This is a genomic window from Thermodesulfobacterium hveragerdense DSM 12571, assembly GCF_000423845.1.
In the GTDB taxonomy this organism is placed as follows: Bacteria; Desulfobacterota; Thermodesulfobacteria; order Thermodesulfobacteriales; family Thermodesulfobacteriaceae; genus Thermodesulfobacterium; species Thermodesulfobacterium hveragerdense.
In genome coordinates this window covers 25,416-39,391 of record NZ_AUIT01000018.1, presented here as the reverse complement: position 1 = coordinate 39,391, position 13,976 = coordinate 25,416, and the positions used below count along the sequence as shown (strand labels likewise).

Annotated in this window: 15 protein-coding genes; 2 read left to right on the top strand and 13 right to left on the bottom strand. The window is 36.0% G+C overall.

Annotated elements, in window-relative coordinates; genetic code table 11:
- Positions 1 to 222 precede the first annotated feature (222 nt).
- Genes G580_RS0106395 through G580_RS0106385 form a run of 4 tightly spaced genes read right to left on the bottom strand, consistent with a single transcriptional unit; the run spans position 223 to position 3,602 of the window.
- Positions 223 to 996 (bottom strand): tetratricopeptide repeat protein, encoded by a 774-nt coding sequence (locus G580_RS0106395; RefSeq protein WP_028841490.1) that lies wholly within the window; start codon positions 994 to 996, stop codon positions 223 to 225.
- On the bottom strand, positions 997 to 1,995 hold the full coding sequence (locus G580_RS10290; RefSeq protein ID WP_051173198.1) for a glycosyltransferase family 2 protein: 999 nt from the start codon (positions 1,993 to 1,995) through the stop codon (positions 997 to 999).
- Between the two features lie 43 nt (positions 1,996 to 2,038).
- Positions 2,039 to 2,404, bottom strand: a complete 366-nt coding sequence (locus G580_RS11860) for a glycosyltransferase (RefSeq protein WP_051173196.1) — start codon at positions 2,402 to 2,404, stop codon at positions 2,039 to 2,041.
- A gap of 10 nt (positions 2,405 to 2,414) precedes the next feature.
- Positions 2,415 to 3,602 (bottom strand): HEAT repeat domain-containing protein, encoded by a 1,188-nt coding sequence (locus G580_RS0106385; protein ID WP_028841489.1) that lies wholly within the window; start codon positions 3,600 to 3,602, stop codon positions 2,415 to 2,417.
- A 268-nt stretch (positions 3,603 to 3,870) separates the two neighbouring features.
- Between G580_RS0106385 and G580_RS0106380 the strand changes: the two genes are divergently transcribed.
- Positions 3,871 to 4,311, top strand: coding sequence for a hypothetical protein (locus G580_RS0106380; protein WP_028841488.1), 441 nt, complete (start codon positions 3,871 to 3,873; stop codon positions 4,309 to 4,311).
- 24 nt (positions 4,312 to 4,335) lie between these two features.
- Complete coding sequence (gene coaBC, locus G580_RS0106375) at positions 4,336 to 5,547, top strand: bifunctional phosphopantothenoylcysteine decarboxylase/phosphopantothenate--cysteine ligase CoaBC (RefSeq protein WP_028841487.1); 1,212 nt, start codon at positions 4,336 to 4,338, stop codon at positions 5,545 to 5,547.
- Here the strand turns inward: coaBC and ahbD are convergent.
- The 9 genes from ahbD to G580_RS0106330 form a co-directional block, all read right to left on the bottom strand.
- A complete protein-coding gene (gene ahbD / locus G580_RS10285) occupies positions 5,508 to 6,578 on the bottom strand; it encodes a heme b synthase (protein WP_038041726.1) in 1,071 nt (356 codons plus the stop codon). The genes coaBC and ahbD overlap by 40 nt on opposite strands.
- 11 nt (positions 6,579 to 6,589) lie before the next feature.
- On the bottom strand, positions 6,590 to 7,549 hold the full coding sequence (locus tag G580_RS10280) for a metallophosphoesterase (protein ID WP_245542854.1): 960 nt from the start codon (positions 7,547 to 7,549) through the stop codon (positions 6,590 to 6,592).
- A 220-nt stretch (positions 7,550 to 7,769) separates the two neighbouring features.
- Positions 7,770 to 8,819, bottom strand: a complete 1,050-nt coding sequence (gene pstS, locus G580_RS0106360; RefSeq protein ID WP_028841486.1) for a phosphate ABC transporter substrate-binding protein PstS — start codon at positions 8,817 to 8,819, stop codon at positions 7,770 to 7,772.
- A complete protein-coding gene (gene pyrE / locus G580_RS11045; protein WP_051173193.1) occupies positions 8,816 to 9,784 on the bottom strand; it encodes an orotate phosphoribosyltransferase in 969 nt (322 codons plus the stop codon). Before pyrE ends, pstS begins: the two co-directional genes overlap by 4 nt.
- Positions 9,784 to 10,071: a FeoA family protein gene (locus G580_RS10270; protein ID WP_051173190.1), complete on the bottom strand. Its 288-nt coding sequence runs from the start codon at positions 10,069 to 10,071 to the stop codon at positions 9,784 to 9,786. The genes pyrE and G580_RS10270 overlap by 1 nt, the downstream gene beginning before the upstream one ends.
- A gap of 14 nt (positions 10,072 to 10,085) precedes the next feature.
- The gene (locus G580_RS10265) at positions 10,086 to 10,520 is read right to left on the bottom strand and encodes a Fur family transcriptional regulator (RefSeq protein ID WP_038041725.1); all 435 of its coding nucleotides are present in this window, start codon (positions 10,518 to 10,520) and stop codon (positions 10,086 to 10,088) included.
- A gap of 89 nt (positions 10,521 to 10,609) precedes the next feature.
- A complete protein-coding gene (locus G580_RS0106340) occupies positions 10,610 to 11,377 on the bottom strand; it encodes a hypothetical protein (protein ID WP_028841485.1) in 768 nt (255 codons plus the stop codon).
- Positions 11,346 to 12,398 carry a glycosyltransferase family 4 protein gene (locus G580_RS0106335; RefSeq protein ID WP_028841484.1) on the bottom strand — a complete coding sequence of 351 codons (1,053 nt, stop codon included), beginning with the start codon at positions 12,396 to 12,398 and terminating at the stop codon, positions 11,346 to 11,348. The genes G580_RS0106340 and G580_RS0106335 overlap by 32 nt, the downstream gene beginning before the upstream one ends.
- Before the next feature lie 9 nt (positions 12,399 to 12,407).
- Positions 12,408 to 13,967, bottom strand: a complete 1,560-nt coding sequence (locus tag G580_RS0106330; protein ID WP_028841483.1) for a glycosyltransferase family 39 protein — start codon at positions 13,965 to 13,967, stop codon at positions 12,408 to 12,410.
- Positions 13,968 to 13,976: the final 9 nt, after the last annotated feature.

Below are 13,976 nucleotides of genomic sequence, written 5' to 3'. Positions count from 1 at the left end.
TTTAAGAGGAGTGCAGCAGCCATTTTGATACCCTCTTTTGATTCAATTTTTGAGATTTCACTTAAAACTTTTTCTAAATCTAAGTCTAAGTTTTCCATTTTACAGACCTCCTGGTTAGTTTAGTCTTTTAGGTTTTATGTTATCATTAATTTAAAAAATATTAAAAATTTTTATTATGCCTCTAAAATATTTTATTAAAAGACACAATTTATATTCTACTCCCTACCCTTTAACCAAACAGGCTTCAGGCTCTCTTCCGAAAAGATATCCTAACAGAAAAGAGGATACATCCCACAGATATTTTCCCGAAGGGAACCCAGGTCTTTCAGGGAGGCTGGCATTTCCATGAACAGCATCAACCACATCCCTTATATGAGTTTTTAACTTGTTTAAAAACTCTAAATCATCGAGCACCTCTGCTCTCTCAGGTTCATACCAAATTCCCTGCAACAAAAAAAGCTTAGGCTCTTTTTGGTTAAACTCATATATTGCCTGATAAAACCCTGGAGACTGAAGAGCATATACTCTAATGGTGTTTATTCCCACTTCATGGATTAATTGAAACCATTTCAAATAAGTTTTCGTTTTTATCGGATACTCTCCTGGGAAATAACCAGGAAGACCAAGCCCAAGGTTAACCCCTTTTATCCAGAATTTTTCCCAATGTTTTTGTTTTTTAATGTAAACATAGTCTCCTTCAGCCTTAAATCTAATTTCTTGATTGGAACGTTTAGTTTGCACGTCTTTTAATAGCTCTCCTATCTCTTCTATCTTTTTTTGAGCCTTTTCATTTTGTGGGTCTATTTCAAGTAATTTATGATAAGCCCAAAGGGAAGAGGAAAAATCATTGAGATGATAGTAAGCCTCAGCCACACCTAACCATCCCTCTTTTTTAAATCCTTGATTTATAGCCTCTTTAAATAAGTTTAAAGCTTCTTGATAATCCCCTTTATTTAAAGCCTCTTGTCCTAAAAACAAAAATCTATTCAACACCATTTAGTTATACACCTTGGCTTTTTTGACTATCTCCCACTTCTTATAGCCCAACAAAAACTGGAGGGTAGCCTCAACTCTAAAAAAGCTGGTCATTTGTCTATAACCTAAATTTTCTGCTATTCCATAAAGCAGAAGCCTAAGGACATGAGACCACCGAGGATACCTTTTAAAACTCATTTCTTCCAAAAAAATACCTCCTACGGAAAGAAAAATACCGTAACCTATCGCTAAGATTAAAAATAAAACCAAAAACTCAAAACTTAATATTCCCAAAAAATAACACAAAAAAACTATAGGATAGCCTAAGGTTTCTACCACTGCCCCAACCGCCTCAAAAAGGTAAAAAGGCATAACCAAACATCCTATCCTTCCATATTTAGGATTAAAAAACATTCCTTTATAAAGCCATAAAGTCTGTAATAATCCTAAATGCCATCTCCTTCTTTGTTTGGAAAGCTCTCCCAAGGTTTCAGGGACCTCAGTCCAGCAAACAGGGTCAGGAAGAAACCCTATGTAATAGTCTTCCTTCTTTTCTCTAAAATGTTTATGCAAACGTACTACTATTTCAAAATCTTCTGTAACCGTAAAGTTTTTAAAACCACCTACCTGAAGTAGGGCATCTTTATTAAAAAAGCTAAAAGCACCTGAAAGAATCAAAGTACCATTTAATTTTTCCCAGCCCAATCTTCCGAAAAGAAATCCACGAATGTATTCAACTATCTGAAAAATAGGCAAGGCTTTTTTAGGAAGTTCTATCGAAGAGACTTTGCTTTCTTCTAATTTTACCCCGTTTAAAACCCTAACCACCCCTCCCAAGGCTAAAACAGGAACCTCGCTTTCTAAAATCTTTCTACCTAACCTTAAAAGAGAATCTACTTCAAGTACAGTATCTGCATCTACGGTACAAACATAAGGATATTGAGCAAAGTTTAACCCACAGTTAAGCGCATCAAACTTGCCTCCCCTTTCTTTATCTACTACCAAAAGGTTCGGATACACCAAAGAGCGATAAAATCCTCTTACCTCGGCTGTTTGAAGAGTTTTACGATAGATGAAAAATGGTAGTTTTTTTCAACTGAAATTTTTCAGTCAGAATCTTCCAGGTTTTATCGGTGGAACCGTCGTTAACCACTATTATTTCAAAATAAGGATAATCAAGGCTTAAGGCTGAGTGTATTGTCCTTAGAATTACCTCTTCTTCATTATAAACCGGTATGATAACACTGACAGGAGGAAGCTGTGGATAAAGCTTTAATTCCTGGAAGTTATAAAACCTAAGGTATTTCAAGTATTCAACTATAGCCAAAAAAGAAAGTAACAAAAGTATAGTATAAAAGGTGTTTAAAGTAACATAATAAAAACCAATAAAATAATTAAAACTGATTAAGAAATCTTTTAAACTTTCCATATCCCCTCTCTTATGCCATTTTATAGTTTAACTGCAAAAAAGACATTATATTCTCGACATAACTCTTTAAAGGACCTTTAATCCCACCCTCTTTTAATCTTTCCCAAACCCCACTCATTACCATTTCTTCTACCAAGCTATCTCTACCATATGGGTCTTTAATCTCCAGTAAATAAGGTAATTTGATGATTAGTTCTTCTATAGGAAGCTTAAATAACACCTTAGCTGCCTCTCTTCTTACTAAGGCATTTTTATCTTCTAACAGTGGGGTGACATAATCTACCATCTCAGGGGTTATCTTATTTTCTAAAACCTTTAAGGCTGAAAACCTAACAAACCAAGATGGATGCCTCAAAAAAGGCAAAATTTCCTCTAAACCAACTTCTTTATCAAACTCAACGGCTTTGCTTAACACTTTCAAGGCTTTAGCCAAAATTTCTGGATGCTCTAACTTAAGATGTTCTTTTGCTATCCTAAGCAAGGTTTCATCTGAGTGTTTAGGATGATAAACCCCTTCCAAAAGAGCCATCCTAAAAGAAATAGAAATGGGTTGTTCTTTTAAAAAATCATAGATAGAAAAACTTGCCTGTTCTTTAAACCTATCTATAAAATCGGTGATTATCAAACTAACCGACCTGAGATTCAATACTTTTTTGCTTTGTTTTTCATAAAGAAGGATTAAAAACATTTTAAAATCTGCTTTATCAAGGAGTTTACCGCAACTCAAAAAACCTACAAAAGCTACCTCAGGGTCATCTTCCTTTTTTAAGGCATCTAACATCTTTTCTAAACTTTTTTTCGAACCCAAAATAGCCAGAGTTCTGAAGGCCTCCCCTCTTTCATAGGGTTTAGACGAATTAAGTTTTTTCTCGTATTCCTCTACAAAACCAAGCTCTTGAGCAAAAAGTAAAACCTGTTCAGGGAACTTAGAATAATAATTTAGCAATGTCTCTAAAAAAGCTTGTTTCTCTAACGAAAAAGAAAAAGTTTTTAGCATTGGTTTAATTTTCGACAAATCTGCTGAAGGGGTACGAAAAATCTCTTCTAAAATCTTAGCAAAACGGTTGCGGGTACGGTCTAATCTTTGATATCTTATCTGGGTTAAAAACCTTCTGATAAAATCATAAATAACCAAAAAGAGATTAACCGAAAAGATAGCAAAAATTATAAATGATAACACCTTTACCGTAAAAAACATAAGATAACCCTTTTTTGAAATTTAATTTTTAACTTGCTATGTATTTATTATTTATTATAAGAATACATAATTTTAAAGTCAACTAAAATTTTGCCTATTGTGACTCCCAAAATAAAAAGGGCCTACTTTATTACAATTTTAAACTGTCACACACACACAAAAAGGCCTTCTTAAAAGTTGGAAGATAAAACACCTTATTTCCTTTGACAAACCTCAAATTATCTTTATAATATTTTTATAGGTCAAAACCTTTTTATCGGAGGTAAAAATGAAAAAGATAGTAAAATTTCTCATGGTGTTTACAGTTCTTTGTCTAATGGTTAACCTTAAGGATCTTTCTGCTCAAGAGGTTATAGATGTTACTAAAGAAGTAAAAGTAACAGGTAACAACCCAGACCTTGTGTATTATCCTGTCCCGTTTATTCCTATGTTAAAAGACCTTAGCTTTCAGGGAGAACAAAGTGCCCTTTTAAAAACAGACAAAATCATTACCGGGATGTTGGTTTTTAAAGGAAACTACAAAGCCAATTCTTTGTTAGAGTTTTACAAAGTTCAGATGAAAAACAACGGTTGGGAAGAAGTGGGAAGTTTTACCTCTAAGATTACCTTTATAGCCTACAAACGTCCTGAAGGGCATGCCTTTATCTCTGTGTCTGAAGGTTATTTTTCTACTGAATTAAGGATCGTAATCATCTTCAATAAGAATTAGTTTTAAGCTTTAAAGGAGAAAACATTGATAGCTAATAGTCTTAAGGGGAAAAACATCCTTGTAGGGCTCACAGGTGGAATAGCTGTCTATAAGGTCTGTGAGTTCATAAGAAAGCTTAAAAATTCTGGAGCCAACGTTAAAGTTATACTTTCTAAAGGTGCTGAAAAGTTTGTTACCCCTTTACTTTTGGCAAGTCTCTCTGGAGAAAAAGCTTATACTAACGAAGATTTCTTTAAACCTATCGGAGAAATTTTGCATATAGACCTTGCCAAGTTTCCTGACGTTGTAACAATAGCACCTGCTACAGCTTCTTTTATGGCCAAACTTGCCTCAGGGCAGGCAGACGAGCTTTTACTTTCTACACTTTTAGCTACCAAAAGTCCTGTATACATTTTTCCTTCTATGAATACTAACATGTGGGAACATCCTGCTACCCAGAGAAACGTGGACACCTTAAAATCATGGGGATACAGGGTTTATGAACCTGCCTCTGGAGCTCTTGCCTGCAATACCACAGGTAAAGGCCGTTTGCCAGAGGTAGAGGAAATCTTTGAAACCCTTCAAGCCCACTTTGTAAAAAAAGATATGTTAGGGCAAAAGGTTTTGATTACCGGTGGACCTACCAGAGAGTACATAGACGAGGTTAGGTTTATCACCAACGATTCCTCTGGGAAAATGGCCTTTTTACTGGCTAAGGAGGCTTATTACCGGGGGGCAGAGGTATATCTTATCTGGGGTGGAAAAGAACTTCCAGGTATCTTCCCAAGGATAAACGATTTTTTTGGAATACCTTATCCTAAGATTTTTTCGGTATCTACCACCAAAGAAATGTTAGAAGTAGCTAAAACACTTTTTCCTAAGTGTAATTTGGCAATTTTTGCAGCTGCTCCATGTGATTTTAGACCAAAACAAACCCTGAAAGGTAAAATAAAAAAACAAGAAATTCTAACCTTAGAACTGGAAATCACAGAAGACATAGCCAAAACCCTTTCTTCTCAAAAACAACCAGACCAGATAACCATAGGGTTTGCCTTGGAAACTCCAGAAAATTTAGGAAAATACGCCCTTCTTAAAAAGAAAGAAAAAAACTTCGATTTTATCATAGCCAATCCCATCAAGACCTTGTCTGCCGAAACCTCTGACTTTATCGTTTTCACCCCCAAAGACAAACTTGAGTTCAAAGAGGTTTCGAAGGCTTACTTAGCTAAGGTTTTGTTTGATTTAATCGGGGTGTAAGGGCATAAGGGTTCTTCTTCTAAATAATCACTTGTGGCCTCATAGGCCCTGGCACGGCAACCCCCACAAACCCTTATATATTCACATCTTCCGCATTTTCCCTTGTACTTAGAAAAATCTCTAAGATTATTAAATACCTCTGAATTCTCCCACACCTCTTTAAACGTCTGTTCTCTAAGGTTACCACAAGGGACTTCTAAGTATCCACAAGTTTGTACTATCCCTACATGAGAAATAAAACAAAATCCTGTACCAGCAAGACACCCTCTGGTCATAGCATCAAGTCCAAAGTTTTCAACCGTTACCTCCTTTCCTTCCATTTTAGCCCTTTGTCTTAAAATTCGATAATAAGTAGGGGCACAGGTAGCTTTAAGCTGAAGATTACACTTATCTCTTTGTTCGTAAAACCATCCCAGAAGCTCTTCATATTTTTCTGCATTAATTCCACCTGTGGAAAGGTCCTTCCCTCTTCCTACTGGGACCAACAAAAAGATATGATGTGCAACGGCACCTAAGGATTTTGCAAGTTCATGCACCTTGGAAAGTTCTTCTAAATTTTGCGAGGTAATCGTGGTGTTTATTTGGAAAGGAACTCCAAATTTTTTTAAGTTTTCTATCCCTTTTAAAGCCCCTTCAAATGCCCCTGGAACTTTTCTAAAACTATCATGGCTTTCCGGGGTACTTCCATCAAGACTAATACTAACCCTGGAAATACCTGTTTCTTTAATCTGTTTGGCTACTTCCTCAGTTATCAACGTGCCGTTGGTAGCAAGCACCGGTTTAAAACCTAAATCTATCGACCGTTTAGCTATTTGAAAAAGGTCTTTTCTTAATAAAGGTTCCCCACCTGTAAGGATGATGATAGGTTCTGCCACCTCTTTGATTTCTTCAAGTATCCTAAAAACCTCTTCTGTGTTAAGTTCATTTGCATAAGGGCCTTTAGAGGCTGCTGCCCTACAATGCACACAATCCAGATTGCAACTTCTGGTAAGTTCCCAGGCAATAAGCCTTGGCTTAAATGTTTTTTCCATCCTTTTTCCCCTTACATTTTATATCTTTCTCGAAAAAGAACTGCTCTATTTTCAGGCTGCTTTTCATTTTTTATATTTATTAGTTCTATGATAACCACATCAGGAGGAGTTAAAAATCTCATCGGAGGGCCTCCGGTGCCAACCCCTTTTGAGACAAAAAGATAAGCCCCCTTTCCTAAATACTTTAATCCCCTATCAGTTTCGTATAAAAGTTTAACCAAAAAAGAGCCTATTCCTTTATATAGTCCTCCGTGGGTATGACCAGAAAGCATAAGGTCAAAACATCCGATGGTTTCTTTTTGAACCACCGGTTGATGTTTTAAAACTAACACAAACTTATCTCGAGGGATTTTACACAAAAAAGTGTTTTCATCAAAACCTGAGCTACAGGCCTTATAATAACGACAATCTCTATCGTCAAGACCAACTAAAACCAAAAAACTTCCTACTACCTCTGATTCGTCTTTTAATACCTTAAACCCTGACTTTTCTATAAACTCTAAAGCCTGTTTCCAGCCTCTGTAGTATTCATGATTTCCCATCACAGCATACTTACCAAAAGGTGTGGTGATTTTAGCAAGTTTTTCTGCCAGATGGTCCTTTTTTCTCATGTTTCCATCAACCAAATCTCCGGTATTTACTATCAGATCTGGTTTTTCCTTTTCCCAAACTTTTTTAACCAGTTCAATCTTTTCTTGACCCAAAAAAGGCCCTAAATGCAGGTCAGAAATCTGCATGATCTTAACCTGACTTACTTGAAGAGGAAGTTTATCTGTTCTTATCTGAAGCCTTATCACCTCTAAACCAAGGGTTTCATAGTAACTGTATGCAGAAAACCCTAAGGCTAACGGAACGGCACCTAACAAAATCTTTTTTGAAGTAAGGGCTTCCCAGCGAAAAACGATCTTTATTAAGTCAAAAACTACACAAAAAACGCAAAGATAAAGCACAAAACCGATCCATATAAGCACCAAAAAAGCCAACCACTTCGAAAATAGAGGGTCTAAATATTGGTCAGCATACCTTATTAAAAGCGGGGAGAATACAAGTAGGCTAAACAAAAAAACAAAAAATTTACGGAGATTACGTCTTTTAACTAAGGGCCTAATCTTAGTAAGATAAAGATAGAAATAAATCAGAGAAGATACAGTAAAAAAGACTAAAATAAACCAGAACATAATAATTAAAAATTTATGGTTTTAACCTGTTTTCCTCCCAGTATTTATAAATTTTAATTTTTATTTCTTCTGGAAGAGGAACATAAGCAAGCTTAACTGCTATAGCATCACCCTGTTTAAAGGCCCATTCAAAAAATTTAACCACCTCCTTATTAACCTCCTCTTTATCTTTATCCTTAGATAGAAGGATATAGGTTAACCCTGCAATAGGCCAGGCTTTTTCTCCAGGGGCGTTGGTAATCCAAGCATAGAAATGTTTTTTTGGGTCTAAGTCTGCAGACTTAACCGCCTCTTTAAAGGATTCTTCAGAAGGGGTAACCAAAGCCCCTGAGGCATTTTTTAAACTTACCATAGAAAGTTTATTCTGTATAGCGTAAGCATACTCTATGTATCCAAGTGTATAAGGGGTCTTTTTTACATAGTTAGAAACCCCCTCGTTTCCTTTAGCCCCAACCCCGGTTTTCCAGCTTACTGAGGTCCCTGTGCCTACCTCCTTCTTCCATTCAGGACATACCTGAGAAAGATAATGGGTAAATATGGCTGTAGTCCCAGAACCATCGGCCCTATAAACCACTAAAATTTCTTTATCCGGCAAAGGCAGATCAGGGTTAAGTTTTTTTATCTCTGGATCGTTAAACTTTTTAATCTTACCTAAAAAGAGATAACATAAAGTCTTTCCATCTAAAACTAGACTTTTTTCTTTAATATCCGGAATATTCACTACTGGAACCACCCCTCCAATAACCGTAGGAAATTGAATAAGTTTGTTTTCTTCCACCTCTTTAGGAGTTAAAGGCTTGTCAGTAGCGCCAAAATCAACGGTTTTTTCGATAATCTGTCTTATACCCCCTCCAGACCCTATAGATTGATAGTTTATCTTAATACCGGTAGACTTATAGTATTCGTTTGCCCAGTTAGCATAAAGAATGTAAGGGAAACTTGCCCCTGCTCCGTTAATGAATTTAGAGGGCTTGGCAGGCTTTTCCCCTCCCCCTTTACAACCATAAAGACCTAAAAGTACCACCCAAACTAAAAAAAGTCCTAATAAGGATTTTATGTTCATAAGCTTACCCCCTGCATCTTTCTTTCATAAGCCTTAATGATTTCAGAAAAGGTAAAAATTGGCATGAATTCATATCCCTTCTCTTCTATTTTTTCCTTACCTCCTTCTTCTCGGTCAACCAAAGCCATAACCTTTACTATCTTGATATCTTCCTTTTCCAAGGCTTCTATAGCCTTTATCACAGATTTCCCGGTAGTAACCACATCTTCTACCAAAACAACCTCCATACCAGGAAAAACATTTCCCTCTATTTGTTTAGAGGTCCCATATTTTTTAGGTTCCTTCCTGATCAAAAGCCCTTCTAAAGGATAATCCTCTTCCTGAGCTTTAGAAAGAACAGCACAAACTATAGGGTCAGCCCCTATACTCATACCTGCAACTCCATCGACTCCAAGAAACCTTATTTCTTGCCAAAAGGCACAACCTATTAACTCAAAGCTTTTAGAATAAAGGGTAACCTTTCTGCAGTCTAAGTAATAAGGACTTTCTCTTCCGCTTGCCAAAACAAAAGGCTTATCTGGAGAATAAAGAAAGGCCCTTTCTAAAATAAACTCTAAAAGAGCATCCCTCTTGGCTTTTATACAGATTTCAATGACACTCTGCACTAAAGGATGAGCTTTTCCTAAAAACCTTCTTAGTTCCTTAAACGCTTTATCTTCAGAAGGAAGGTTATAATAAATCAAATTTTTTAGATGTTCAAAACTCTCTGGAGAAATATAGGTAAACTTTATTCCAAACCCTTGTCCTGGTACCGTCCTAACCACCATCCCTTTGATAAAAATCTTTACTTCAGGACTTAAAAACACAACTAATACCACCTCTTTATCAGGGGCAGGACAGAAATCACTTTCTAAGAATACCCCTCCATAACTTATGTCTTTAATCTTTGCTGAGTAACTTACGTTTCCTATCAAAAACTCCACATCTACTGGAATGGGAATACGGGTAAATTGACGTTTTTCCATCAGAGCCAACCCCACCTATGCTTTTTTTTCTTACAAGGCTTACATTCACATTCAATCCTAACCATTTTACCCAAAAGATCTACCACTATATTTTTAGCTACATCGAAACTTATAACCACCCTGGAATTCTCGTTTTTAAGTAAAAAATTTCTTCCCCAAACCCTTAAGACCTCAAACACATCTCCTTTTCTTAATCCCATCGCCTCTATTTTTTTTATTATAGCATCTTCTCCTAAAAATTCTTCTATCTTTACCTTATCACCACATTTAGCCTCTACCAACAACATAGAAAAAACCTCCCCTATTCCTTATACTTACAACGACTACATATCCCAAAGATTTCAAGATGGTAGGTCAGAGGAGAAAAAGAAATTTTCTTCATCTCCTTTTTTAAAAACTCATCTAATTTATTTTCTACCATCTCTTCTACTTGGTTACACTTTATACAGATAAAATGTAAATGAGGCCTTTTTTTCAAGGTTACCTCATAGTAAGAACGCCCCCCCTGTCTGTAAACTTCTTGAATATAACCCCCTTCTACCAAAAGAGGAATGGTTCTGTAAACTGAGGCTTTAGAAATTTTATGTCCCTTGTTCTTTAGATTAAGATAGATGTCCTCCACATCAAAATGATCAGAACAACTTAAAACTTCTTTAAATATCTCTTCTCTCTCTGGGGTATATTTTAGCCCCTTAGACTTGATAAACCTGCGAAAAGTTTCCACCTCTTCTAACATATAGACAAACTCCATTTAGCTTATTTGATTTTCAAATTCAATTAATTAAATAATACTTACTCAAACCTAATGTGTCAAGGGGATAAGCTTCAAACTTCTCTGCGGGTTAGGGCAAAATGTTTTTCTCTTTTTTTTCTTCTTTTTTCTACCTGTTTAACAAAAAACAGAAAGTCTTTCTGGGTTAACCCTGAATAAAGACTTACATAAACCGTCCAAATGCGTTTTGTTGTCTCTTTCATACCACTCCATTCTAAAGTCATAGCAAGGGCTGATAGGTCTTTTAGACGGAGCTTTTTATCGAGAGGGGGGTTATACACCTTTAATCCGTCAAGGTCAAAAATCTTAAACCCTTCCTCGTTTGTATGATAAAAATTATTAAACTTGGTATCTCTTATAAAAACACCCTTTTGATGAAGTCTAAACAAAAACCTGACCAGAGCTTCTAAAAAACCTTCTCTTTCTAAAAAGTCTTTAAAACCTAAAAAACCTTGGGAAAGATAGGGAAAAACAATTCCACCGTAAAAGGTCTCTTTTTTTAGAAACGCAACTTGAGGACTTCTCCAAAACACAAACAAAGGTTCAATTATAGGGACCTCTAATTTTTTTAAAGATTTTACTACCTCCAAATAACTTTTAACCCTATTTTTTTTAAAAAACCTGGGGACAAAAGCTTTAAGAAAAAAGTCTATTTTTCCGGAAGATTCCAAAGATATCAAAAAGTTTAGATGAGACGGAGTAATTTTATTAGGTTTAGCCAAAAAGGGGGCTGTTTTAAGCTGATTAAAAACCTCTTTAGCTTCTTCAGAAAAAAAGTAAAACCTAAAACTATTCCAGTTGGGAAATAAGGCAGTCCACATAACTATCCCAGGTTAGATGACTTACAGTTTGCGAAATCCTTTCTGGATCAAACCTAAGGCTCAAGGCCTTTAAAATTGCCTGCTTTAAGTCTTCTTTTGTTCGGTTTACCACAAATCCATTAAGTCCCTCCTTAACAAACTCACTTGTCCCATCATAAAAAGTGGTAACCACAGGAGTTCCCGTAGCTAAAGCTTCAAGCGTTGCCATGGCTCCAGGGTCATACCTCGTAGGAAGAACAAAAAGATCTGCCATACCATAGTATTTTTCTACTTCTTGAATTTTACCTAAAAAACGCACCCTTCTGGTTGAGACTCCTTCTCTCCCCACAACAAGTAACTTAACCCTTTCGGGAAGCTCTGGTAAAACCTCCATCAAAAGAGAAAGCCCTTTCCTTTTGGCATCATACCCCACAAAAAGAAGCAAAAAATCTTTTTCGTCAAAGCCTTTTTCTTTTCTATAAATTGTTTTTAGCTTTTTCAAAGATGGGTTAAATCTTTTAAAATCCATTCCCCTATGACAAACTACAGTTTTACTGTAGACCTCTGGATAAAACTGTTTGATCAACTCTTTGCCAAGACAAAAAAGAGAAACCACCTTTTTTGCGTTAATAAGTGCTTTTTTTTCAAGGGTTAGAAGGATTTTATATCTAAGGCTAAAACGTCTAAAAATTGAAGCTTTTTGTTGCTGTAAAAAGGCTATCAAAGGGTCGCAAAGGATAAAGAGGTCAGAAGGATAGGGATAGCGAAAAAAGCTTATGAGTTTATAAGAAGAAAGATTGGCAAGGATTTTTTTGGCTTGATAGATAAAAAAAAGATGTTTGGGTACTGACCCAAAGCCTTTCCATTTTATCTGATATAACTTCAGTTCTTTTAAAATCTCTTCTGGGAAAGATATGGTATGGGCAATCAGTCCTACCTTAAACCCACGTTCTAAAAGCTTTAAGGCTACGTTTGCTGCGTGGGCCTCAGCCCCTCCGATTCCAAAACCTATTTTTGGCCTTAAAAGAATGATTTTTTTCATCCAAAAACGCTATAAAACATAAACTTTGATACCTGAGGATTCTAACCGTTGTTTTAAAACAAAGGTGTTTTCTTTAAATATCTCTCGTTCCAGGATAGCAAATTTATATCCTTTAGAAGTGATGTAGTTTACCACCTCATCCACAGGTTTTTTCCCAAGTTTAACATAAAAATCTCGCCATTCGATTGCGGGACACAGAGGAACCTTTTTGTAGTTTGAAACATAGAAAAGAATTCTTCCTTCTCTGGTAAAAACTAAATTTTTACAGGCTTTTTCCGAGCAAACCTTTAGTTCTTCCTCTGGAAGAGACCTTGCTATATCTAAGGCTACCTGTTTAATCCCTAATTTATCTACCCTTTCTGGCTGAAACACCTTAATACCTGAAAAAATTATGATATAGGCCATAAGAAGTCCTATAATCTTGGTAGAAGAAAGCCTAAATCTCCGTTCTAAAAAGGCTTTAACGTTAAGAATCCCTAATCCCACGATAGGGCTTACAAAATAGAGAAGGGGCAACATATATCTTTTTTCCATATACCATTTAGCAAAGGTAAAATACCAGAGTCCCACAAAATATCCCACTGAAACTACCAAAAAGTAGGTAGTTAAAGGGTTTTCCTTAAGAAAACTTCTTAAGTTTTTAAACCCTGCTAAAAATAAAAGAAAGATAGGGAAGTGTAGAGCAGGGATAAACTTATAAAAAAAAGTGGTTCCAAAGGCAATCAGCCAAAGGTTCTGTTTTAAAATGTCCCAGAAATAAGGAGAAGGCATAGGAATGTCTAAATACCTGAAGTTTTTTAACTCTTTTGCGAAGGGCTGTTCAAAGGGGTTTAAGCAAGAAAGCTTGCCCTTTAATTCAACCAAAAAAAACCCTTTATAAAAACTTACATAACCTATACCCACTAAAAGAAGGATAAAAGGTATTATAGAAAAGCTAACCAAGGTGTTTAAGGCTGATTTTTTGTCTTTTCCAAAGATAAAACAGAAAAGAAGGTACAAGAAAGTTAACCCTATGAGAAATACTCCTTCAATCCTTACCCAAGAAGATAAAACCCAGAAAAGATTGGCTAACACAAAAAGAATAACCTTTTTTTTGCTTGACTCCTGATAACCTTTTATAAAAAACCAGACTCCCAAAAGGACTAAAAAGGTAAAAAAAGACTCCCTCATCACCTCTGCAGACTCTTTTATCAAGGTTGGATTAAAGCTATAGGCTAATAAAACTAAATAAAGGATAGGAGCTTTAAAAACTCTTCTCATGATTGAATAAAGCAAAACCAAAGAAAGAGAGCTTGAGACAAAAGAAACCAACTTTCCTGCAACTTCCCAATCTCTAAAAAGATAATAAAACGGAACGATCGCAACTGAAAAGAGGTTAATTTCTTTGATCCTTGAAGAAAGGCCACAAAGGTCTAAAAGATTGAGATTGCCTGTAGCAAGGACCATCGCCTGATAAAGATAAAGGGGAGAATCGCGAGAAATAAGCTCTATGGACCAGAACTCGAAGGGTCTGAGGACAAATCCAACGAGTAAAACTACTATCCCGATTTTATCAATCCTGTCTTTCATACCCGCTAT